This is a genomic window from Arthrobacter stackebrandtii, assembly GCF_017876675.1.
GTDB classification, from domain to species: domain Bacteria; phylum Actinomycetota; class Actinomycetes; order Actinomycetales; family Micrococcaceae; genus Specibacter; species Specibacter stackebrandtii.
The window spans coordinates 2,097,816-2,120,481 of record NZ_JAGIOI010000001.1 but is presented as its reverse complement, the minus strand read 5'-3'; the positions used below and the strand labels follow the sequence as shown (position 1 = coordinate 2,120,481).

The window sequence follows — 22,666 nt, the reverse complement described above, 5'->3', positions numbered from 1 at the left end:
GCCGGCAGGCCACCGCACACATGCGTACGACTCGTTGTGACTGACGCGTCCAGACACCTATACGCAGAACCCAGACTGAGTGGTGCGCATGTGTTCAGACCCCCCCCGATGCACACTGTTAATGCTGAATGGCGCGCAACCCAGAGGTTGCGCGCCATTCCTTCAAAACCGTGTCCAGAAGTGGTGGACGTCGGCGCCCTCCCGGGGCGGGGCGGGCGCCGCCGGACATGGAAACCCCGGCCAAGCGTGCTGTTCTGCGCAATGCCGGCACCGTGCCTGACGCAGAACAGTGTTGTGCGTCAGGCCGGCGTCCAACGTTGCGCAGAACAGCACGGTGCCCGCGGCTTTAGGCCCGCTCAGCGGGCAGTGTGGCTACTTCGGGGTGGTGTGGAAGGTGGCGAAGGAGAGGAACTTGCCGTCCTGGCCGGAAACCACCAGGGTGTCCTTGCCGTTCTTGGTGCCTTCCGGAACCTCGAAGGTGATGGTGCCTTCGTCGTTCGCCAGGAACCAGCCGATCCGGGCCCCGTGCTGGTTCAGGTGAACGTACGCCCACTCATTCACGGGCAGGTTCTTCACCGTGACCATCTCACCCACGCTGTACTTGCCAACCTTCAAGCCCAGGTCAACCGGCGCCTGGCCCTTCAGGTTCGCGCGCTCCACGGACGGCTCAAACGCCGGCTCCTCGGGGGTGGCGGGCTGGACCGGCAGCTCAACGGCAGCAGTCTGTGCGACGGCGGAGGCATCCTTCGCGCCGTTGGCGGCGGCGATGGAAACGGAACGCTCCGCAACGGCACCGGCGGCAATTTCCGCCGTCGTCAGCTCACGGGTTTCGGTGAAGCTGGCGGACTCCCCAACGGCGAGGGTGGCAGGCTCGGCGCCCAGTCCGGCAACGCCGGTCAGGGCCACATTGCCCGAGTTCGTGACGGTGGCCGTGGTGGTGACAGTGTCGCCGGCACCGGCCAGACCGTTGCCGTCAACATCGTTCCACACAGCGGCGGCCGTTGCGGTGAGCTCGGGGTTGCGGACCAGCAGGTCAACTTCGTCGCCAGTGACGTCCAGGACGAGGGTTTCCATGCCGCTCGCGGCAGCCTGCCAGGTGGTCTGCGGGACGAAGAAGCCGTTGGCGAGCTCGTCCGCGGTCACTGCGTGGCGGGGCGTGCCGCAGGTGTAGTCGGCCCACATGGAGAGGTTGTTCCAGCGGCAGTTGCCGCCGGCCGGGGGCAGGAACGGGTTGAAGTTGCCGGCTGTGGGGGCAACGTTGGAGGAGATGTTGCTCAGGCTGGTGACCTTGAACTGGTACGGGACCTGCTCGCCAACGGTGTAGGGGGTGGCTGCGAGGTCACGGGAGACATCGGTGCGCGAGCCCGCGACGTCCAGGCCCAGCATGGCACCTGCGCCGCCGGTGACGGTCACGGGGACCACTGCACTGAATTCACGGGTGCCGTAGCTTGCCTTGGCCGTGATCTTGTAGCTGCCGGCCTTCGCGCTGGCGGGGATCGTGACTGGAACGGTGACGGTGGCCGAGGAGCCGGCGGCGACGTCGGCAAAGTCGGCCGTGCCGAAGGTCCAGGCGTTCTGTGCGGCAAAGGTGGCCTTGGCGCCGGCGATGGTGGTCTTGCCGTTGTTGGCCAGGGTCAGTTCGGCCTGCACGGTTTCGCCGTTGGCGCCGGTGACGGCCTTCGCGGTGAGCTCCACGCCGCATTCGATGTCGAGCCATTCGGCGTTGAACTTGGCGAACGTCATGGTGTTGCTGTCGCCCTCGTAGAAGAGGCCGAAGGTGCCGTCGCCGAGTGCGGTGACGGTGGAGTAGCTCATGGAGCCGGACTTGAACTGCTTGCCGGCGCTCCAGGTGGCGCCGTCGTTGCAGGAGTAGCGGATGGTTCCATTGCTGCGGCTGGTGGCGTTGGCGTTGGAGAACAGCAGCATCTTGGCCTCGTCGGAGCCTTCAGCTGCGTCGGGGTGCATGCGTGCGATGGAGGCGTTGTTGACGGGGTCGGTCAGGCGGGTGTCCACGGTGACGGGGCCGTAGCTGTGGCCGCCGTCCTTGGAGATCGCAACCTTGCGCCCGCCGTTGCCGCCGGAGCTGGCGCGGGAGTTGAGCATGACGTCGCCGTTGGAGAGCTCAACGGTCTTGTTCTCGTCCATGCCGGTGCCGGTGAACTCGCCGCGCTGCCATGTCTTGCCATGGTCGTCGGAGTACACGCTGTAGGCCTGGTATTCCACGTTGCCGTTGGCCTGCCTGACCTTGCCGGTGAACTGCTGGATGAGGCGGCCGGCATATTCGCCGTACTTGAGCTGGATGCCCTGGCCGGAGGCGGCAAAGACGCCCTGCACGCCGCCCACGTTGGCGGAGTCGCCGACGGGCTTGGCGACGTCGGTGACCAGCGGGCCGTCGTAGCCGGCAAATGCGGAGCCGGCGGCGTAGTCAACGGGAGGCAGGACCGGCATGTTTGCCGGGTCCATGGACCAGGTCAGGCCCTTGTCGCGCGAGACGGCGACGGCGGCGCTGGTGATGTTGCGGTCGGCGTCGTTGTTGCCGTAGCCGCTTCCTTGGAAGCTGACGTCCTTGGAGTAGACGAAGAAGTTGAACACGTCGCCGGTGACGTCGTCAACGACATAGCTGGGGTCGCTGAAGCCGTAGCGCAGCTTGCCTTCGGCGGCGGGCTGGCCCTTGGCCACGTAGGTGGGTGCGCCCCACGTCTTGCCGTTGTCGGTGCTGCGGCGCTGGATGATGGAGTTCGGGGAGGGTGAGTCTCCGCCGTCGGGGCGTCCGTCGTAGGAGGCCAGGACGACGCCGTCGCCCAGGTGCGCGAGCGCGGGGATGCGGTAGTAGCGGCCCAGCACGGGGTCAATGGCGTTGTCCCCGTTTTTGGCGAGTACCTGCTCTTCATAGCTGGCCGCTGCGGAGGGCTGGACGTCGGCGATCGCGGGGGCGGCCAGGGTGGCCAGCATGCCTGCGGCGATGGCTCCGGCGGCGAGGGCCGTCCGGCGCTTCTTCCATCGGCGTTGGAGGTCGGTGGATTTCATGTGGTCCTTTCGAAGCGGCCGTCATTGGCCGCGTGGCTGTCCCCAATTCACAAGAGTTCCATGCCCCCGTGTGACTTACAGGACATGGAACGTCCCACAACATTAGCGTGCGCCCGGTCACAAAACGACTTTGCACGGATTCCGGCGCGCCGCTAGGATCGAACATTGCCCTGGCCCCGCATGCGATGTGCGCCACTGGAATTCCTGAGTTTGCAAACACTTGCGTAGAATGGGATGGCAAGCTCGCGGAGCGCTTTCCTTATTACATTTCAGGCCACCACTGTGCGGCCCCATAAGTTGGCGTAAGACGGCACCTCCGCGGCACCCCTTCTTAACACCAGGAGTTCCTTCGATGCCTCGGATCGTTGTCGACGTCATGCTCAAGCCCGAAATTCTGGACCCGCAGGGGAAGGCCATTGTTGGCGCACTCCCCCGTCTGGGATTCACCGCATTCTCCGCTGTCCGCCAGGGCAAGCGCTTTGAACTGACCGTGGACGGCGAGGTGACCGAGGAGATCCTGGCCCAGGCCCGTGAAGCGGCGGAAACCATGCTCTCCAACCCGGTCATCGAAGACGTTGTCAACGTTGAAGTAGTGGCGGACTAGTCATGAGCGAAACTCCCCTGATTGGCGGAGCCGCCCCGGCTCCCGTTGATTCCCGGCTGGCTGGCGCCCGCATCGGCGTGGTGACGTTCCCCGGCACCCTGGATGACCGCGACGCAAGCCGCGCCGTCCGCCTCTCCGGCGCGACCGCCGTCGACCTTTGGCATGCGGACACCGTCCTGGCCGATGTTGACGCCGTCATCATCCCCGGCGGGTTCTCCTACGGCGATTACCTGCGCGCCGGTGCCATTTCACGCTTCGCGCCCCTGATGTCACAGATCATCGACGCCGCGAACTCCGATGCCAAGCTGCCCGTCCTGGGCATTTGCAACGGCTTCCAGATCCTGACCGAGTCGCACCTGCTGCCCGGTTCCATGATCAAGAACGACCACCTGAAGTTCCTGTGCCGCGACACCGTGCTGCGCGTTGAGAACAACAGCACCGCCTGGACCAACGCGTACACGCAGGGCCAGGACATCACCGTGCCCCTGAAGAACCAAGATGGCCAGTACATCGCGGACGAGAAGACCCTTGACGCCCTTGAGGCAGAGGGCCGCGTGGTGTTCCGCTACATGGGCGGCAACCCGAACGGCTCGCGCCGCGACATCGCCGGCATCTCCAACGCTGCCGGCAACGTGGTGGGCCTCATGCCGCACCCCGAGCACGCGGTTGAGCACGGCTACGGCCCGGGCCACACCGGCATCGACGGCCTGGGATTCTTCACCTCAGTCTTGAACACACTTCTGGGAGACAAATAATGAGCGAGATTTCAACAGAGTCCGCGAAGAAGTTCAACATCGACACCGTCGCGAACGCCGCCGCAACCCCCGAAGTTGAGCTGCCGTGGGCCGAGCTGGGCCTGAAGCAGAACGAGTTCGACGACGTCGTGAAGGTTTTGGGGCGCCGCCCCACTGCCGCTGAGCTCGCCATGTACTCCGTCATGTGGAGCGAGCACTGCTCCTACAAGTCCTCCAAGAACCACCTGCGCCAGTTTGGCGACAAGGTCACGGATGAGATGAAGAAGGACATGCTGGTGGGCATCGGCGAGAACGCCGGCGTGACCAACCTGGGCGACGGCTGGGCCGTGACGTTCAAGATCGAGTCCCACAACTCCCCCACCATGGTGGAGCCGTACCAGGGTGCCGCAACCGGCATCGGCGGCATTGTCCGCGACATCATCTCCATGGGCGCACGCCCGGTTGCCGTGATGGATCCGCTGCGCTTCGGCGCCATCGACCACCCCGACACCGCCCGCATCATGCACGGCGCGGTTGCCGGCATTGGCGGCTACGGCAACTCGCTGGGCCTGCCGAACATCGGCGGCGAAATGGTCTTCGATTCGGTGTACCAGGGCAACCCGCTGGTCAACGCCCTCGCTGTTGGCGTCATGCGCCACGAGGACATCCGCCTGGCCAACGCCTCCGGCAAGGGCAACAAGGTTGTCTTGTTCGGCGCCCGCACCGGCGGCGACGGCATCGGCGGCGCGTCCATCCTCTCCTCGGAATCCTTCGACGACTCCAAGCCGTCCAAGCGCCCAGCGGTGCAGGTGGGCGACCCCTTCGCCGAAAAGGTGCTCATCGAGTGCTGCCTCGAGCTCTTCAAGGGTTCCTTGGTTGAGGGCATCCAGGACCTGGGCGCCGCAGGCATCTCCTGCGCCACCTCGGAGCTGGCCTCCAACGGCGACGGCGGCATGGAAGTTGAACTGACCTCCGTCCTGCTGCGCGACCCCACCCTGACCCCGGGCGAAATCCTCATGTCCGAGTCCCAGGAACGCATGATGGCAGTTGTCTCCCCCGACAACGTTGCCGCGTTTGAGGCGACCATGGACAAGTGGGCCGTGGAGTACTCCTGGCTCGGCGAGGTCACCGACACCGGCCGCCTGGTCATCAAGTGGGACGGCGAAGTAATTGTCGACGTCGATCCCCGCACCGTTGCGCACGACGGCCCGGTCTACGACCGCCCGTACGCCCGCCCGGAGTGGCAGGATGCCCTGCAGGCCGACAAGTTCACCGGTTCCGCCGCCGACGCTGGCCGCCCCTCCACCCCGGAGGAGCTCAAGGCCGCCGTGCTGGAACTCGTCGCCTCCCCCAACATGTGCTCGAAGGACTGGATCACCAACCAGTACGACCGCTACGTTGGCGGCAACACCGCACAGGCCTTCCCCGACGACGCCGGCGTGATCCGCGTTGACGAGGAAACCGGCCTGGGCTTCGCCGTGGCCACCGACGCCAACGGCCGCTACACCTTCCTGGACCCGTACCACGGCGCCCAGCTGGCACTGGCCGAGGCCTACCGCAACGTCGCCACCTCCGGCGCCATCCCGATGGCCGTCTCCGACTGCCTGAACTTCGGCTCCCCCGAGGACCCGGATGTCATGTGGCAGCTCGCCGAAGCCATCCGTGGCCTCTCCGACGCCTGTATGGTTTTGGGTATCCCGGTCACCGGCGGCAACGTCTCGCTGTACAACCAGACGGGTACCACCCCCATTCACCCCACCCCCGTGGTGGCTGTTTTGGGCAAGTTCGACGACGTTGCGCGCCGCACGCCGTCGGGCTGGGCCGAGGACGGCCAGGCCATCTACCTCCTGGGCACCACGGCGGACGACCTGGACGGTTCCGAGTGGGCCAACCTGCGCGGCCACCTGGGCGGCCTGCCGCCCGCAGTGAACCTGGAGCGCGAGCGTGAATTGGGCGAAATCCTGATCAACGCCTCACGCGACGGCATGATCGACTCCGCCCACGACCTCTCCGAAGGCGGCCTCGCGGCAGCACTTGTTGAGTCGGCGCTGCGCTTCAACACCGGCGCCCGCGTGGCACTGGACGAAGTTGCCGCCCGCGACGGCGTGGACACCTTCACCGCCCTGTTCTCCGAGACGCAGGGACGCGCCATTGTCTCCGTCCCGCGCAGCGAGGAAGTCCGCTTCAACGACATGTGCACCGCCCGGAACTTCCCGGTCTCGCGCATCGGCGTTGTGGACGCAGCAGGCGGCGCCCTGGACATCCAGGGCCTGTTCACCGCAGAGCTGGACGAGCTGCGCGTTGCACACGAGGGAACCCTGCCGAAGTACTTCGGCTAACAGCCCGCCAACGCAAAAGCCCCGGCCAACTCTTCACGGAGTTGGCCGGGGCTTTTTCGTTCTCAGGCCTGCACATGCTCCTTGGACCGCAGTTGTGCCACAAGACGGTCCACCGCAAACAGGGGCAGGGATGCGGCCGTGGCCAGCAGTCCGCTGCCGGCCAGGGCCGTGAGGACCTGTGAATGCGGTGCGGCATCAGCGGCAAAGGCCCTGACATGGGACACGGCAAAGCCCATGGTGGCATCCGGGTAGATCACCAGCAATGACGGAATTCCATAGGCGAGCAACAGCATGCCGGCGACCCTCCACCAGCTCAGGGTCCCGGACCTGGCCGTCCCCCGCAACAGCCAAAGGCATGTCAGGACGCCGGCGCCGTACCAGGTGACGGCTGAAATGACGTTGCCAAGATGCGATCCGCCCTGAAACGCCCGGTAGGACTCCACGAACCCGAGGCCCGTGTATTGCGCGGTGACGACGAAAACCTCATAGCTGCCCACTGCCAGGGGAATTGCGGTCATCACGACCAGCAGCCATTGCACCGCACGCCGGCCACGCGCCACTAAAAGCCGCCGGCCAGCTGCCGCGCGGCCTGCTGGTACGAGCGCGTCACGCCCGACTGGGCCAGCCGCGTCACCGGTGCGCCCAAGGTGTAGATGAGCCCGGCGGGGCGGCTGAAGGCAAGCAGGCGGAAGTGGACGGCCCCGCCGGGGGCCAGCTCCGCAACAAATGCCTCCTCGCCCAGCGCGGGGTGCCCGGGCAGGGTGCCGTAGCCAAAGCCGGCACGGATGGTCTCGCCGCCTGGCCCCTCCACGGCGGCCGGTTCCATGGCCCACACCACCTCGCACGGCACGGGGAGCCGGAGGCTTCCGACGCCGAAGCCGCTCACCACGCGCGCCCCGACGACGGCGCGGGGCGGGGCCTTGACGCTCAGCCCCGCCAGGCGCTGCACCTGCCAGCCCATGATGCCCTCGGCCAGGGCGTCGAATGCGGCGCGGCCGCTGCCCACCGTGATGTCCCTGTCCAGGTGGGCGAACCCGGCGGGCCAAGTGGTGGCCCCGGGTTCCCGGGCGGCGGCCAGCTCCGTCAGGCCCAGGGACGGGTAATCCAGCCTGCCGCGGCTAGCCTTTGGCAACATGTGCGCTCCACTCCAATGCTTCCTGTTGTTTCCTGGGCAGCCCGGCCACCACGAGGTCGTACGAATCTTCCAGCATTTCCAGCACCATCTCCTCCTCCACTGCGGAGGTGTCCACGGTGTTCCAGTGCCGCTTGTTCAGGTGGTAGCCCGGCGTGATGCCGGGGTTGGCCGCCCGCAGGGCCGGGGCCAGTTCGGGGTCGCACTTGAGGCTGATGCCCAGCGGTAGGATTTCGAGGTTGCCCAGCGCGAAGACCTTGCCGGGCCGTTCGGAGCCGCCGCTGGCGGGCGCCTTGACCTTGAAGACACTGGTTTCGGGGCCAAAGGGGTAGTCCTCGTAGGCCCCGGGCATGGCCAGTGCCGCGGCCCGCAGCACCGCCACCGTGATGCTCACTGGCCGGCGTTGCCCAGGCGGGCACCGGCAGAGTCTGCGCCGGCAGCCCCGGCAACCGGGCCGACGTCGTACGTCAGCATGGCGAATTGGCCGTGCTGCTCGGCGCTGCGCAGGGTGAGCCGGTCCGCGCCCACGGTGCGCGGCAGCAGCGGCGCCCCGCCGGCCACTGTGGCGGGCGCGAAGGTGACAACCAGCTCGTCGAGGGCGCCCAGGTCCAGGAACTGTCCGGCGAGCTCGCCGCCGCCCACGACCCACACGTCCAGTTCCCCCGCGGCCGCCCGGATCTCGGCCAGCACATCCGCCACGGGCCCGTTGACGAACCGGACGTCGGCGCCCTCCGGCACGGGGAGGGTGCGCGAGGTGAAGACGTAGGTGGGCTTGTTGCCGTAGAACTGCTGCCACTTGGCCGGCTCTGCGAGGAGGTTCTCGTGCCGGAGCACCCATTCATAGGTGGAGGAACCCTCCACAAAGACGCCCATGGTGTCCATGAACGCGGCGATGTCAGGGCCCTCGGCGCCCGGGACCGCAAACAGCCAGTCGAGCGAGTGGCCCTCATCCGCGAGGTAGCCGTTGAGCGTGGAGGCCGTGTAGAAAACTGTGCGCGTCATGGCACCAACGCTACCGGTATCCCGGCGCAGGGGGCTACCCGGTGGCGAGGTAGTCCTCAAGCAGCACCACTTTCAGCCCGGCGGCCTTTTGCGCGGCCACGAACGCGGCCAGGTCGGCTGGGAATTCGGGGCGGAAGTGCATCAGCACGATGTCGCCCGGCCGCAGCCCCGACCCCACCTGGTAGTCCATGCGGCCGGCGTTGGCCTTCGCCTCCCAGTCCACAATGGCCTTCAGCCCGCACGCCGCCACCGCCGCCCGCGTGTCCTGCGTGTACGGCCCGCCCGGCGGCCGGAAGAACACCGGCCGGCGCCCGTACTGCTGCTCCTCAAAGTCGGCCATGCCGCAGATCTCCGCCTTCTGCTCCTCATAGCTGAGGTGGATGAAGGCCAGGTTGTGGGTCATGGTGTGGTTCTCGATGAGGTGCCCCGCCGACGTGTACTTCGCATAGAACTGGGGCTCACCGGCAATAAAGGCGTGTGCCAGGAACAGCGACGCCTTGATCCCGTTCTCCTCCAGGAGGGCCAGGTCGGAGTCCCGTTTCACGGCGCCGTCGTCGATTGAAACGAACACCACCTTCTGCTCCGTGGGCACCTTGGTCAGCACCGGGGCCAGTCCGTCCACAATGGGCGGAAGCACATAGTCCGGCACCAGCCCGCCCAGGCTGTCCGCCGCGGCCGGGCTGCCCTGTGCCTCGCTCGGCGGGGGCGGGGCGGTTGTCGAGGCTTCGCTGGCTGGGGGCGGGGCGGTGGTCGGCGGCATGGACGACGGCGGCACCCGAGTTTCCGCTGTCGGCGCTCCTGCCGCGGGGCTTCCCTGGCTGGGCCGCGTCCCGGTGGTGGGCGCCGCGGTGGTGCCGGCCTGCGCAGTGGCGGGCTGCGCCGTCGTGCGCGGGGAGACTGCGGAAGGAACATTCGGGGCGGATGCCGGGACAAGCCAGGCCGAAATGGCCAGCACTCCGGCAACGGCCAGCACGGGCCCGGCCACTCGGGCGGTTCGGCGGTGGCGGTTGAGATGGCGTGGCATGTGTCCCTCCGGTTGTGGGGCCTAGAGCCCCAGCCTGGCGGCTTCGATCTTGGGGCAGGTGTCCATGACGACGTCCAGGCCGGCGTTGGCGGCGCGCTGTGCGGCGGCCTCGTCGATCACGCCCAGCTGCAGCCAGACGGCCTTGGCACCCACGGCGATGGCCTGGTCAACCACGGCCCCGACCTTGGTGGAGTTCACGAAGCAGTCCACCACGTCGATGGGCCCGGGCACCTCCGCCAGCGTTTTGTAGCCCTTGGCGCCGTGGACGTCGTCGCCCTTCAGGCTGACGGGAATGATTTCGTGGCCGAGGTGCTGCTGGAGGAAGAGGGCAACCCCGACGGCGGGCCGCAGCGGGTTGTTGGACAGCCCCACAACAGCCCAGCGGCCGGGCGTGGTGAGTAGCCGGCGGATGAGCTGCGGGTCATTGATGTGGGCCATGCCTCGAGCCTAGCCCTGCGGGCCGCCATTGCCGGATTCCCGCGCCGCGGCAGCCGGTTTGTTCAGCGGACCTCCGGCTCAGGCGACCACGTAGGATTCGTCGGCGCTGGGCCGGTCGTTGTCCCCCGAGTCCATCTCCGGTTCCTCTTCTTCCTCCGGCACCTCGTCAAAGTCCACGTAGTCCTCATTGGTGAGCTCGTCCGTGTACAGGGACCAGAATTCGTTGACGGCGGCCGCGGCCGGGTCCAGCGCCTGCAGCTGTTCCTGGAAGGACTTCTTCACCGCGGAGAAGTCCTCGTCGTCCTCGGGGCCGGCCGTGTCCCTGTCAATGGACCCCCATGCGGCAACAATGGGCGCCAGCGTTTCAAGCGTGGAGGCGATCAGGGACTCGTCGTCTTCGCAGACGTACAACACGGCTCCGCTGTTCCGGTCCACCACCACAAACTGGAAATCACCGTCGTTGCACACGATGGCCCGCCCGCGCTCGTCATCGGCAAACGGCGGCTTGAGCCATTGCCCGTCCAGCGGCACATCATCCAGCGCGACCGGAAACATCGGTTCCAGCACCGCCCAGATCTGGGAGTCGTTCATGGTTTCCTCCTGCCCTTAACCTTGACCCTAACCACCGGCGGTGGCCGCGTCAACGGCCACAACTCAGCCCGCCGGGACCACCTCGGTGCTGCCCTCGAAGCGGCGGTTGCGCAGCACCGGGAGGAACTCGCGCACCTCCTCGATGCGCCGGTGGGTGACGTCGGCCGTGGCAACGCCCTCGGCGTCGTCGTTGAGGAAGTCGATGGCGATGCCCATGGGGTCCAGGATGGCAGAGTGGCCGATGCAATGGTCGCTGGAGGTGCCGGCAGCTGCCACCCAGCAGGTGTTTTCAATGGCGCGTGCCTTCAGCAGCGTCTCCCAGTGCTCAACCTTGTGCTCGCCCTTAAACCAGGCGGCGGAGACACAGATCAGGTCCGCACCGGAGACGGCCAGTGCACGGGCCAGCTCGGGGAAGCGGATGTCGTAGCAGGTCATGATGCCCACCTTGAAGCCGCCAACCTCCACGAGCGTGATGCCGCGGTCGCCGGGCTTGATGCGGGTGGACTCCTGGTAGGAGAAGGCGTCGTAGAGGTGCAGCTTGCGGTAGGTGCCCAGGATGGCACCGCCTTCATCCACGGCCACCACCGTGTTGTACGGGCGTTCCTCGCCGCTGGACTCGTAGCCGCCGGCAATCACGGCGATGCCCACGTCGGAGGCGATCATGGACAGCCCCTGCACAAAGGTGGTCCAGTGCGCATCCACGGCGGCGGCGAAACTGCCCTTGACCCGGCCCACTGAGAACATGGCCTCCTCCGGGAACAGGACCAGCTTCCCGCCGTCCTGTGCCGCGGCCACGGCCAGCCTGCGCATCGTGGCCAGGTTCTCCACGACATCCGCACCTGGGTTGAATTGTCCAACACTGACCTTCATGGCTGTGGGTCCTTCCGCTCGGTTCCAGTACAAACCAGCCTAGCCCGTCCCGCCGCCGCGGGAATCACCCAAGCAGCGCAAAAAAGGGAAGGACGACGGCGGAACTTGCGTTCCGCCGTCGTCCTTCCCTTGATCTGTGGCCGGGTTGGCTACTTCGTGTCGCTGATCAAATCGTGGCGCACGATCGTCTGGTCGCGGTCCGGGCCAACGCCGATGGCGGAGATCCGGGTGCCTGACATGGCCTCGAGCGCAAGGATGTAGTTGCGCGCGTTCTCGGGCAGGTCCTCCATGGTGCGGGCCGTGGTGATGTCCTCGGTCCAGCCCGGGAAGTACTCGAAAATGGGCTTGGCGTGGTGGAATTCGGTCTGCGTCATGGGCATTTCGTCATGGCGCACGCCGTCAACGTCGTAGGCGACGCAGACCGGGATGGACTCGATGCCCGTGAGCACGTCCAGCTTCGTGACGAAGTAGTCCGTGAAGCCGTTCACGCGGGAGGCGTGGCGGGCCAGGAGGGCGTCGTACCAGCCGCAGCGGCGCGGGCGGCCGGTGTTGACACCGAATTCGCCGCCGGTCTTCTGCAGGTAGATGCCCATCTCGTCGAACAGTTCCGTGGGGAACGGGCCGGCGCCGACACGCGTGGTGTACGCCTTGATGATGCCCACGGAGCGGGTGATGCGGGTGGGGCCGATGCCGGATCCCACAGACGCGCCGCCGGCTGTCGGGTTCGAGGAGGTGACGAAGGGGTAGGTGCCGTGGTCAACGTCCAGGAATGTGGCCTGGCCGCCTTCCATGAGCACCACTTCGCCGCGGTCCAGGGCCTCGTTCAACACATAGGTTGCGTCGATGACCATGGGGCGGACGCGCTCGGCGAAGGACAGGAAGTACTCCACGACCTCTTCCACCTCAACGTCGCGGCGGTTGTACACCTTCACCAGCAGCTGGTTCTTCTGCTTCAGCGAACCCTCCACCTTCTGGCGCAGGATGGACTCGTCGAAGAGGTCCTGGACGCGGATGCCCAGGCGGGCCACCTTGTCCATGTAGGCCGGGCCGATGCCGCGGCCGGTGGTGCCGATTGCGCGGCTGCCCAGGAAGCGCTCGGTGACCTTGTCCAGCACCTGGTGGTACGGGGCCACCAGGTGGGCGTTGGCGGAAATGCGCAGCTTGGACGTGTCCGCGCCGCGGGCCTGCAGGCCCTCGATTTCCTCGAACAATGCCTCGAGGTTCACCACGCAGCCATTGCCGATGATGGGTGTTGCGTTGGGGCTCAAAATACCGGCGGGAAGGAGCTTGAGCTCATACTTCTCGCCGCCTACGACCACCGTGTGGCCTGCGTTGTTGCCGCCGTTGGGCTTCACAACATAGTCGACCAAACCACCCAAAAGATCTGTGGCCTTGCCTTTTCCCTCGTCACCCCACTGGGCGCCGACGATTACGATTGCTGGCATGGGACCCTCCCCCTTGCTCATAAGTTGAGCCGGGCGCTGCGGAGTTCGGCAGAGGTTCCGCCGTACAGCGTCCGGGCACGAAAATGCCCCTTGGGAACCGCCGCCGTTCACCTGCAAAAATTCGGGCCGGCCAGCGATCAAGGGGGTATTACCCCCCGAGTTTACCGGAATGCCACTGCGGGTGCACATTGGCCGCGCCCAGCGGTCTCCCGCCCGCCCCCTTTCCCCGACGCCGCATCAGATAAACGCCCTTTTCCCCGGACCCCGCATCAGATAAGCGCCGCTTTGGGCCAACGCCATCGCACCACCCAGCCAGCCCGCCGCTGCCGGTCCGGCGGCGCCTGCCCGCGGAAGCCGCCGGGCACAATCTGGTCCAGGCAACACTTAGTGTCCTAAGGACAGCAAATGCTATATACTGTCCTTAGGACACTAAATAATTTCCGCTGCCCCACCGCCAGGGAGAAACCATGACGTTCCAGAATAAGACCGCACTTGTCACCGCATCCGGTGCCGGCATTGGCCGCGCCATCGCGCTGCGCCTGGCAGCCGAGGGGGCCGCCGTCGTGGTGTCCGACATCAATGACGCGGCCGGGGCCGAGACTGTTGGGCTGATCAAGGCAGCCGGCGGCACGGCCGCTTTCAAGCACGCTGACATCAGTGACGCGGGCGCCGTGGCGGCCCTGATGGCGTTCACCCTGAAAACCTTCGGGGGCCTTGATCTCGCCGTGAACAATGCGGGCATCGGGGCCATGCCAAAGCCTGTTGAGGACGTTTCCGACGACGAATGGGACCGCGTTGTCAGCGTCACCCTGCGCGGGACTTTCCTGGCGCTCAAGTCGCAGATAGCCCACTTCCGGTCCCAGGGCGGCGGCGCGGTAGTGAACATTGCCTCGACGGCCGGCATCTCGGCCACTCCGTCGCTCACCCCCTATGGCGCAGCCAAGCACGGGGTGGTCAGCCTGACGCGCAGTGTTGCGCTGGAGAATGCGGCACTCGGAATCCGCGTCAACGCCGTGGCTCCGGGCGCCATTGAAACGGCCGCCCTGGCCTCGCTCCCGGACGATGCCAAGGCGGGGTACGCGGCAGAGATCCCCATGAAACGGCTGGGGCAGCCGGAAGAGATTGCCAACGCCGTGGCATGGCTGCTCTCGGATGAGGCGTCGTTCGTCACCGGTGTGGTGCTGCCCGTGGACGGGGGAACCAATGCCTAGGGCTGCCGGATACCAGGAGGAGTTCATGGCTTCCCTGACGCGGATCATCGGCGAGTGGACGGCACCGGACTTCCTGTCCGCCGTGGTGGCCCGGGAGGGCGTGGACCTGGACCCGGCCGCGATCACCATGGTCACCTTCCTGTCCACCGACGGCCCCATGCGCCCCTCGGAAATGGCAAGGAAGATGGTGACGGGCGCGTCAAACGTCAGCAAGGTCGCTGCCCGGCTGACCGCCGCAGGAATGGTCAACAGGGTCCCCGACCCGGCCGATGCCCGCGCCAGCCTGCTGGGCCTGACGCCCGCCGGCCACCAGGTTGCCGGCACCTTTGTCCGCGCGGGCGACGGACTCGTGGAGGACCTGCTGCGCGGATGGTCCCCGGGCGACCGGACCGAATTGGCCCGGCTGCTGCAACAGCTGGAGCAATCCACGATTGCCTTTTCAGCCCAACTGCGGGCGAACCACACACGTCCCGAGCAAACAGTGCCGGGAGCTACAGAAGGAGCAAAGCAATGACTGCCACCGCATCCAACCGTACCTACATCATCACCGGGGCCGGCTCCGGCATTGGCCAGGCCACAGCCGAACTGCTGCGCGAACGCGGCGCAACAGTCATCGGCGTGGATCTCAAGGGCGCCGATGTCCAGGGCGACCTCAGCACCCGTGAGGGCCGCATTGCCGCGGCCGATGCCGCCCTCGCGGCAGCCGGCGGTTCCGTGGACGCGGCGATTGCCTGCGCCGGCATCTCGGCGCCGATCCCATTGACGGCCAGTGTGAACTTCTTTGGCGTCACCGAGTTCCTGGACCGGCTGGCACCCGCGCTGGCCAACAGCGCAAGTCCGCGTGCCGCCGTCGTCAGTTCCATGGCGAGCCTGCAGCCCAACTCCCCCGAGCAGGTCGATGCCATGCTGGCCGGAGACGAGGCCAGGGCCGTGGAAATCGGCGCGGCCTTGGCCGCCCAGGGTCCCGAAGTGGGATACCTGAACTACCCCTCCAGCAAGCGTGCACTGAGCCGCTGGGTGCGCCGCGCGTCGATCACCCCGCAGTACGCCGGTGCCGGAATTCCGTTGAACGCCGTGGCCCCGGGCACCGTGGTAACGGCCATGACCGCCGGCCTGCTGGCCACCCCGGAGGGCCGGGAAATGGTGGACTCTTCCGTGCCGATGCCGCTCAACGGGCACTCGGACGCCGTGGTCATTGCGCGGCTGCTCGCGTGGCTGACGAGTGAGGAAAACACGCACACCACCGGCCAGACCATTTACACCGACGGCGGCGCCGACGCGTCACTGCGCGGGGACGACATCTGGAGCTGACCGCCCGTCGGGTGTGCACGTGTTGGGCCGATTTAGGTCCAGCACGTGCTTACTCGATTTTGTTGGCGCGGCTCAACCGAATGGTTGATTGATTGCCTTTGTAGCAGGCATAGTTTGGAACTATGCAGCGGCTAACGAAAAACGCACAAGCAGGCACCTCCCGCAACAAGTGGGCCGGGCTCGGCGTCCTCGCGGCCGGGCTGTCCATGATCGTCATCGACGGCACCATCGTGGGCGTCTCCCTGCCCACCATCATCGACGACCTCCACCTGGACCTGAACGAGGCCCAGTGGGTCAACAGCCTGTACTCGGTGGTGCTGGCCGCGCTGCTGCTGACCAGCGGGCGCCTGGGCGACCGGCTCGGGCGGCGCAAACTGTTCATGGCCGGCGTCGTGCTGTTCATGGCCGGCAGCATCTTCGCCGCCCTGTCCCAGGACGCAACCGGACTCATCCTGAGCCGCGTGCTGCAGGGCGTGGGCGGCGCCGCGGTGCTGCCGGCCACCCTGTCCAGCGTCAACTCCACCTTTTTTGGCAAAGACAGGACGACGGCGTTCGCCATCTGGGGCGCTGTCATCTCCGGAATGGCGGCAATTGGCCCGCTGCTGGGCGGGTGGCTGACCTCCTCCTTCGCCTGGCAGTGGATCTTCATTGTCAACATCCCGCTGGGCCTGGCCGTCCTGGTCGGCACCGTTTTGTGGGTTCCGGAGACGAGCTCGCCCGATGACAGGGCCGGGGTGGACATCCTGGGCCTGCTGCTCAGCGCGTCCGGTTTTGGCTTGTTCGTGTTCGCCCTGATCGAGGGGCCCACGCTTGGCTGGTGGAGCGCGAAGGGCGCCCTCGACCTGGGCCCGGTCAGCTGGCCGGCCGATGCCGCCATCTCTGCCGTGCCGGTCACCCTCGCCGCGGGCATCGTGCTGCTGCTGGGCTTTGTTTTGTGGGAAAAGCGCCGGGCACGCATTGGACGCTCCGCCATCCTGGACCTGTCCCTGTTCACCGTCCCCACCTTTTCCTGGGGCAATGCGGTGGCTGCCACAGTGGCCATCGGCGAGTTCGGGCTGCTGCTGGTCCTTCCGCTGTACCTGATCAACATTCTGGGGCTCGGCACGCTCAACGCCGGTTTCGTGCTGGCGGCCATGGCGCTGGGGGCCTTCTTTTCCGGCGCCTCCGCCCGGCACCTCGCCGCCAGGATGGGGCCGCCCAACGTCGTCATCATCGGCCTGGGACTGGAAACGGCCGGCCTGCTGGCCCTGGGCCTGTTTATCACCTCCAGCACATCCATCTGGCTGATCGCGGCCCTTCTGGTGGTGTACGGGCTGGGCCTTGGCCTGGCCTCTGCACAGCTGACGGGCACTGTCCTCGCCGACATCCCCACCGCCGTTTCCGGCCAGGGCTCCGCCACCCAAAGCACTGTCCGGCAGCTGGGCGCAGCGCTCGGCTCGGCCATCATGGGCAGCGTGCTGGCCCACTACGCATATTCCAAGGGCACTGAACTGCTGGGTGCGGCGTCCGGCCTCCCCGCCGACAAGGCGGACACCCTGGCCGGCCAGCTGCGTGATTCCGCCGGCGGCATTGTGCCGCAGCTGGTCCAGTCCGGAACCCACGGCCCCATGGGCGACGCCGGTCCGGCTGCGGCGGGTGCCATGTCCGACGCGTTCGCCCAGGCAGTGAGCGCATCCGTGCTCGCGGCGGCCATCTTCCTGTTCATCGGGCTGGTGGGCTCGTTCTTCGTGGCGGCGGCGTCAGGGAAGGTCCACGCGGCCGAAGCGGCCGATGCCGCGGCCACCACCAATTAGGCCGCGCACCGGCTGACACCAGGTGGTCAGGGCTGCAGGGCGGCCAGGGCTGAATCGGCCAGTCCGGGCCACTGCGCCGCGGACGCCAGCGGCACCACCACCCAGTCCTTGAACGGCCGGCCCATGCCTGACGGGTCAAAAAGTGCGGCCCCCGGCAGCGCCAGTGCTTCGGCGTGGGCTGCGGAATCGCGGCCCAGCTTGAACGCCACCGCGTCCCCATGGAGGCAGCCGACGGCCTTGGTGCCCACCATCAGCGACGTGGCACCAAACATCTTGCCGACCGCAACTCCGGCTCCGGCAACGTCGGCGGCGAGGGAATCGAAGGCTTCGGCGGCGGCCGGCGACGGCACAAGTTTTTCCATGTGCACATCATCCCCGGAAACATGGCCCTGAGTCGATGGCGGCATGGGCTCCCGCGCCGCACGTCCCCTGCTTTCCCATCGACAACGCAGTTGTTGGACGAAAAATGGGGGGCGAATCGGTCCAACAACTGCGCTATCAATTTTTGCGGCAGCGCTACTTCGAAACGCTGAACACGCCTGCCGCGCCCCGTTCGGCGTCGACCATGCTGTGCGAGACGAACGGGTAGTTGCCCGCCTCCGGAAAGGACAGCTCCACGAAGCCGCCCTGCGCCGGGGCCAGCGGCAGCACCTGCGCCCCGGCCGAGGCATCGGAGCCGTCCAGCAAGAACCGCCCCTCGCTCCAGGTGGTGTCGAACTGGCCGCCGATCACATGGAATGACGATGCCCGGTTCGGTCCGGCGTCGAGCACCCAGATCCGCACCCGCTCCCCGGCCCTGGCCGGCAGCGGTGCGTACTTGTACTGGTTGGCGTAGCCGTTGAACACCACAGCATCCGGCTTCTCGGCCTGAATCTTGGCCAAGTCAGCCACCCCGCCTTGTGGCCCGGCATAAATCTCCGACTGCACCAGCAAATATTCCTTGTCCACCGGCGCCAGATTCGGCGGGTCAATGACCACGGCACCAAACATGCCGTTGGCGATATGTTGACTCATGGGCATGGTGGAGCAGTGGTACATCCAGATTCCGGCGCGCGTTGCCGTAAACGAGTACGAAAGCGACTCCCCCGGATTGATGGTGCGCATGGGCTGGTCGGGCGCCAGGGCCCCCGCGTGGAAGTCGATCGAGTGCCCCAGCGAGCCGTCGTTGACCAGCGTGATCTTGAACTTGTCGCCCACCTTGCCGCGCAGTGTGGGCCCGGGCGCCATGCCGTTGAACAGCCACAGCTTCTGCGTGACCCCCGGAGCCACCTCTCGCTCCGCCTCCGTGACCTTCATGGTCAGCTCATGCATTGTTCCTTCAGGCGCCGACGGCAGCACCGCACTGTGCGGGGTGAAGCCCGCACCAGGCTCCTTCATGAAGTCGAAATCCGCCGCGGGCCCGTCCCCGGCTCCGTGGTCCATGCCGGGCATGCCGGAGTCAGCGGACGAGCCAGCACCGGGGATGCCGGTGTCCGGCGCACCCACGGCCACGATGCTGAACACCATTCCCTGCTGCCGGTGCCCCACCAGGGAACACCACCCGGACACATCAGCACCGATCACGCCCACGTCCACAGTGGCCTTCTGGCCCGGGTACAGCCGCCCGGAATCCGCGCCAAACTCGGTTACGAGGTCGTGCACCATGTCATCCTCATTGACCACGTTGATGACCAGCTTGTTCCCGGCAGGCACCTCCACCTTGTCCGGGTGGAAGCGCATGTTTTTCATGCTCATCTCCACGGTGGTGGTCTGGCCAGTGGCCGCCACGCCGGTGTCCGCGGCCGCCTGGTTCACGCCCTTCAGCGCGGTTGGGTCCACCAGGACGCCAGCCACCACCACCAGCACGACGGCGGTGAGCCCGGCAGCTGCCATGCCCCACCGTTTGCGCGGGGCCGGATCATGCGCGGCTGCCGTGCCGCCGCCGACGGCGGGAACTCCCGCAGCCGGCACCTTGGCGAACAGTGCCACACCAAGCAGCGGCAGGAACCACGCCAGGCCGATCAGCACCAGGAACGTGGTCCCCACCCGCACGATGCTCGGCACCGGCAGCAGCGAAACCACCAGCCCGGCATTGACCAGAACCACCCGTAACACCGCAGCCTTGTCCAGGATGGCTGTCCTGCGCTTCACCAGCGCGGGTCCGCCGCCCAGCACCACCGGCACCAGGTAGGTGAGCGCGCCGCCCAGAACCTGGGCCGCAAAACCGACAGCCAGCACGGGTGCCACCACTTCGATTCCCCGGTGCAACCCCTGCCAGCTCCCGGCGGTCAGGACCAGCACCAGCAGCCACACCAGCGCCACAAGCAGCCACACCAAGGCCGCGACTGCGGAGAGCGGCGCAAAGGACACCGGCGCCTTGGTGCGCACCACCCTGGCCAGCGGAAGGCAGATATATACAACACCGGCCATATACACCGCCAGGCCCATAACGCTCAGCGCCATGGCCCCGGAGGCCGCGCCGCCGGCAATGGCCAGCACGCCCACCAAAAGTGGGACGGCGCCGTGGCGCGCAACGCTTTCAGCACCGTCGGCCACCCGGGTGCGCAGCATGGTGGGCAGCAGCGTCATCAACGTGCCCAGCACGCTCAGGCCCACAAACCCCAGCACGTTCACGCTCATGTGGACCAGCAGGAGCCGGGCGTGCAGTTCGCCGCCCGGGCCTGCCGCCAGCGCAGCGCCCACCCCGGCACCGACCGGCAGCAGCAGGCAGGCTGCCACGTAGTACCAAACAGTCGGCCCGAAGCGTGAAGGCAGGGCCTTGACGGCGCGCAGGCCCAGCACCACGGCATGCCAGGCAACGGCCAGGCCCACCCCGATGCTGCCCACCAGCGTCAGCACCCAAACACCGGAAACCATGCCGGCCACAACCGTCACAACAGCCAGGTTGAGCAGGACCAGCCGGGCAACCATGAGCCGGTTGTCCGGCGTCGGGCCTCTCAGCAGCGCCTGCGCAAAATGCCAGCTCCACACGAGGATTGAGTTGGCCACCGCGCCGAGCAGCAGCAAATGCACCATGAGCCAGCCGGACACGGGGATGTTCCGGTGAAAAAGCACCACAACGACCAGCGCCACGAGCCACCCGACGGCGGCGGCGTTGGCGCGCAGGTGCCATCCGGCGCGGTTCATGGGTGACTTTCCGGCAGGGGCGGGCTGGGGTGCTGAGCCGATCTTCATGCTGGAACTTTCTGGGCACGGGTGGCCTGCCAGACCGCCATGACGGCGAACAACAGGATGGAAACAACGTTGAGCACGCCGCCGGAAACCCAGGCGCCGTGGATGCCGGCGGCGTCGCCGAGCCCAAGCCGGACCGCGAGCGATGCGTGCAGCAGCGTGGCAGGAACCCAGAATCCTGGCGTGTAGGGCAGGGGCTTGCGCAATACTGCGGGCAGGATCACGGGCGCATGCGCCATGATCATGGAAATCGTGAAGCCGAGGAACACGGAGTGCACGGCCACATCGTAGGCGCTGCCGGTCAGCGGGCCCTGGTGCACGGCCAGCACGACGCCGGCGATCGCCAACCAGCCATAGCCAGCCAGCAGGCACGCGGCAATGTAGCGCGGGAGGCCTTCGGAACGGATGGTTTTGCGGGCGGCGTCGTAGACCACCAGCCAGGCGACGAGGGCCAGGAGCGCCAGGCCGAACAGGGGGTAGCCGGCAGCTGGCCAGAGGAGGGCGGCGAGGGCGGCGGCAAGAAGTCCGAAGCTGGCGGTGAGCAGCAGCGGCTCCGCCTTGGGGCTGCCGATGCCGATGCGCGCCAGTTCCAGGCGTTCGCCCGCGATGGTCAGAACGACGAAGGCTGCCAGGAACGGCAGCAGGACCGGGATTCCGGGGATGCGGAGCCACAGTGCCGCGGCCGCGACCGCGCTGACCGCGCCGAGGATTTGGATCAGGACGACGTTGTCGTACTGGCGGCGCCACAGAGGGATGTAGACCAGGGCCATGGCGATGGTTCCGGCCAGCAGGACGGTCTTGCCGATCCACAAGTCAAGGGGCGAGACGAGCAGGAGTCCGGCGATCCCCAGAAGTGCCGGCGATGCGTAGCCCCAGGCCCTGTTCAGCGCCACGGACCGTTCCAGTGCGATCACGGTGCCCACAAAACTCAGGACCAGAAGCATCCCGTGAACCTGGGGGAAGCGGTCGACTTTCAGCGGTGCGTCGGCACCGAGCAGCTGCAACCCGGCATTCAGCCCCACCAAAAGTGCGGCGCCGGCAGGCAGCAGGAAGAGCAGGCGGAAGCCCGGCCGGCGCAGAAACGGGACCTTCCGCCGGGGCTTCTGCCGCTGCCCGGTGGCGGTCACTCCGTGCCGCTTGCGGCGGGGCCGGCGGCCGGGAGGTGCAGCGTGCAGAATCCGGGGCCGGCAAACGGGAGCAGCCTCACGCCGTCCTCCGGCAGGCCGGTGTCGGCCAGCAGCTCCTTCGCCAGGCCCAGGTGCACGGCGCACACCACCTCGGGGTTCTCGCGCGCGGCCTCCACGATGGGGCACGTGGTCAGCGTCAGCTCCGTGGCGTCCCGGTTGCCCTGCACGCCAAACCCGGCCTGGCCAAGCGCCGAGACGACGCGGCCGCGGGCCGCCTTGGCCGCCGCCGGGGCGACAGTGGCGGGTACTGCTGGGGATGCTTCTGCGGGCGCGGCCCCGGACGCCGCCACACCGGAGCGCCCTGGCACCTTCGTGCCGGCTCGCGCACCCCCCGATGCCTTTCCACTCTTGGGGAGGGCCCGGGCCCAGGTGCGGCCGGCATCCTCACCTTCGGCTGCGGGGTTGGAACTGGTGGCGGCAATGTGCTGGGCCAGGGCCACAGCCAGGGCGGCATAGCCCACGGGGCCGGAGGGAACAGTGGCGGCCTCGTACAACCATGCAGGCCTGCCCCGCCCCTCGCGGGGCGCAGCTGTCTTGGTGGCATGGCCGTCAGAGACGAGCGCCTCCAAGTGTTCCCGCACCGTGTTGGCATGCTGGCCGGTGCGGGCCGCCAGCTGCTCGACGCTGAGCGTGTCCGGAATTTCACGGAGATAGGCCAGGATGGCCGCACGGGCCTTGGAAATGGGCGCAACCGGCTCGACGCGGCTGGGCTTGGGTCCCTGGGGCAGCGATGTGACGCTTTTATTTTCCACGGAATTAAGTGTAGTAATATAATCGCAGAATCTCC

Annotated in this window: 21 protein-coding genes; 7 read left to right on the top strand and 14 right to left on the bottom strand. The window is 67.2% G+C overall.

What is annotated here, in order from left to right; translation table 11 throughout:
* Positions 1-372: 372 nt before the first annotated feature.
* Complete coding sequence (locus tag JOF48_RS08990; RefSeq protein ID WP_209679805.1) at positions 373-3,027, bottom strand: exo-alpha-sialidase; 2,655 nt, start codon at positions 3,025-3,027, stop codon at positions 373-375.
* A gap of 352 nt (positions 3,028-3,379) precedes the next feature.
* Here JOF48_RS08990 and purS point away from each other — a divergent pair, with 352 nt between their 5' ends.
* The 3 genes from purS to purL are packed head-to-tail and all read left to right on the top strand — an operon-like array spanning position 3,380 to position 6,704.
* Complete coding sequence (gene purS / locus JOF48_RS08985; protein WP_038465086.1) at positions 3,380-3,631, top strand: phosphoribosylformylglycinamidine synthase subunit PurS; 252 nt, start codon at positions 3,380-3,382, stop codon at positions 3,629-3,631.
* Positions 3,632-3,633: 2 nt separating this feature from the next.
* Positions 3,634-4,386 carry a phosphoribosylformylglycinamidine synthase subunit PurQ gene (gene purQ, locus JOF48_RS08980; RefSeq protein WP_209679802.1) on the top strand — a complete coding sequence of 251 codons (753 nt, stop codon included), beginning with the start codon at positions 3,634-3,636 and terminating at the stop codon, positions 4,384-4,386.
* A gap of 8 nt (positions 4,387-4,394) precedes the next feature.
* Positions 4,395-6,704 (top strand): phosphoribosylformylglycinamidine synthase subunit PurL, encoded by a 2,310-nt coding sequence (purL, locus tag JOF48_RS08975; protein ID WP_209684369.1) that lies wholly within the window; start codon positions 4,395-4,397, stop codon positions 6,702-6,704.
* A gap of 62 nt (positions 6,705-6,766) precedes the next feature.
* On the opposite strand, the gene JOF48_RS08970 is transcribed toward purL, so the two are convergent.
* The 9 genes from JOF48_RS08970 to JOF48_RS08930 all read right to left on the bottom strand — a co-directional run bounded on the left by JOF48_RS08970 (position 6,767) and on the right by JOF48_RS08930 (position 13,206).
* Entirely contained in the window at positions 6,767-7,222 is a 456-nt protein-coding gene (locus JOF48_RS08970; protein WP_209679799.1) for a hypothetical protein, read from the bottom strand.
* Between the two features lie 41 nt (positions 7,223-7,263).
* On the bottom strand, positions 7,264-7,839 hold the full coding sequence (locus JOF48_RS08965) for a DUF1990 domain-containing protein (RefSeq protein WP_209679796.1): 576 nt from the start codon (positions 7,837-7,839) through the stop codon (positions 7,264-7,266).
* Positions 7,823-8,230, bottom strand: coding sequence for an MmcQ/YjbR family DNA-binding protein (locus tag JOF48_RS08960; RefSeq protein ID WP_342591204.1), 408 nt, complete (start codon positions 8,228-8,230; stop codon positions 7,823-7,825). The genes JOF48_RS08965 and JOF48_RS08960 overlap by 17 nt, the downstream gene beginning before the upstream one ends.
* The gene (locus JOF48_RS08955; RefSeq protein ID WP_209679792.1) at positions 8,227-8,838 is read right to left on the bottom strand and encodes a dihydrofolate reductase family protein; all 612 of its coding nucleotides are present in this window, start codon (positions 8,836-8,838) and stop codon (positions 8,227-8,229) included. The genes JOF48_RS08960 and JOF48_RS08955 overlap by 4 nt, the downstream gene beginning before the upstream one ends.
* Before the next feature lie 34 nt (positions 8,839-8,872).
* Positions 8,873-9,862, bottom strand: coding sequence for a polysaccharide deacetylase family protein (locus tag JOF48_RS19875; protein WP_281067965.1), 990 nt, complete (start codon positions 9,860-9,862; stop codon positions 8,873-8,875).
* A 21-nt stretch (positions 9,863-9,883) separates the two neighbouring features.
* Positions 9,884-10,300, bottom strand: a complete 417-nt coding sequence (locus JOF48_RS08945; protein ID WP_209679789.1) for a CoA-binding protein — start codon at positions 10,298-10,300, stop codon at positions 9,884-9,886.
* 78 nt (positions 10,301-10,378) lie between these two features.
* On the bottom strand, positions 10,379-10,891 hold the full coding sequence (locus tag JOF48_RS08940; RefSeq protein WP_209679786.1) for an SUKH-4 family immunity protein: 513 nt from the start codon (positions 10,889-10,891) through the stop codon (positions 10,379-10,381).
* A 63-nt stretch (positions 10,892-10,954) separates the two neighbouring features.
* Positions 10,955-11,761, bottom strand: a complete 807-nt coding sequence (locus JOF48_RS08935) for a carbon-nitrogen hydrolase family protein (protein WP_209679783.1) — start codon at positions 11,759-11,761, stop codon at positions 10,955-10,957.
* 149 nt (positions 11,762-11,910) lie between these two features.
* Complete coding sequence (locus tag JOF48_RS08930; protein WP_209679780.1) at positions 11,911-13,206, bottom strand: adenylosuccinate synthase; 1,296 nt, start codon at positions 13,204-13,206, stop codon at positions 11,911-11,913.
* Positions 13,207-13,673: 467 nt separating this feature from the next.
* Between JOF48_RS08930 and JOF48_RS08925 the strand changes: the two genes are divergently transcribed.
* The 4 genes from JOF48_RS08925 to JOF48_RS08910 all read left to right on the top strand — a co-directional run bounded on the left by JOF48_RS08925 (position 13,674) and on the right by JOF48_RS08910 (position 17,521).
* The gene (locus tag JOF48_RS08925; RefSeq protein WP_209679777.1) at positions 13,674-14,417 is read left to right on the top strand and encodes an SDR family NAD(P)-dependent oxidoreductase; all 744 of its coding nucleotides are present in this window, start codon (positions 13,674-13,676) and stop codon (positions 14,415-14,417) included.
* Positions 14,418-14,442: 25 nt separating this feature from the next.
* Positions 14,443-14,931, top strand: coding sequence for a MarR family winged helix-turn-helix transcriptional regulator (locus JOF48_RS08920; RefSeq protein ID WP_209679774.1), 489 nt, complete (start codon positions 14,443-14,445; stop codon positions 14,929-14,931).
* A complete protein-coding gene (locus JOF48_RS08915) occupies positions 14,928-15,728 on the top strand; it encodes an SDR family oxidoreductase (protein ID WP_209679772.1) in 801 nt (266 codons plus the stop codon). Before JOF48_RS08920 ends, JOF48_RS08915 begins: the two co-directional genes overlap by 4 nt.
* Before the next feature lie 122 nt (positions 15,729-15,850).
* Positions 15,851-17,521 carry an MFS transporter gene (locus JOF48_RS08910; protein WP_245346465.1) on the top strand — a complete coding sequence of 557 codons (1,671 nt, stop codon included), beginning with the start codon at positions 15,851-15,853 and terminating at the stop codon, positions 17,519-17,521.
* 26 nt (positions 17,522-17,547) lie between these two features.
* Here the strand turns inward: JOF48_RS08910 and JOF48_RS08905 are convergent, their stop codons facing one another.
* The 4 genes from JOF48_RS08905 to JOF48_RS08890 all read right to left on the bottom strand — a co-directional run bounded on the left by JOF48_RS08905 (position 17,548) and on the right by JOF48_RS08890 (position 22,631).
* A complete protein-coding gene (locus JOF48_RS08905) occupies positions 17,548-17,883 on the bottom strand; it encodes a hypothetical protein (protein WP_209679771.1) in 336 nt (111 codons plus the stop codon).
* A gap of 154 nt (positions 17,884-18,037) precedes the next feature.
* The gene (locus JOF48_RS08900; RefSeq protein WP_245346464.1) at positions 18,038-20,695 is read right to left on the bottom strand and encodes a multicopper oxidase domain-containing protein; all 2,658 of its coding nucleotides are present in this window, start codon (positions 20,693-20,695) and stop codon (positions 18,038-18,040) included.
* Positions 20,692-21,819, bottom strand: a complete 1,128-nt coding sequence (locus JOF48_RS08895) for a hypothetical protein (protein ID WP_342591203.1) — start codon at positions 21,817-21,819, stop codon at positions 20,692-20,694. Before JOF48_RS08895 ends, JOF48_RS08900 begins: the two co-directional genes overlap by 4 nt.
* On the bottom strand, positions 21,816-22,631 hold the full coding sequence (locus tag JOF48_RS08890; RefSeq protein WP_209679769.1) for a helix-turn-helix transcriptional regulator: 816 nt from the start codon (positions 22,629-22,631) through the stop codon (positions 21,816-21,818). The genes JOF48_RS08895 and JOF48_RS08890 overlap by 4 nt, the downstream gene beginning before the upstream one ends.
* Positions 22,632-22,666 lie beyond the last annotated feature (35 nt).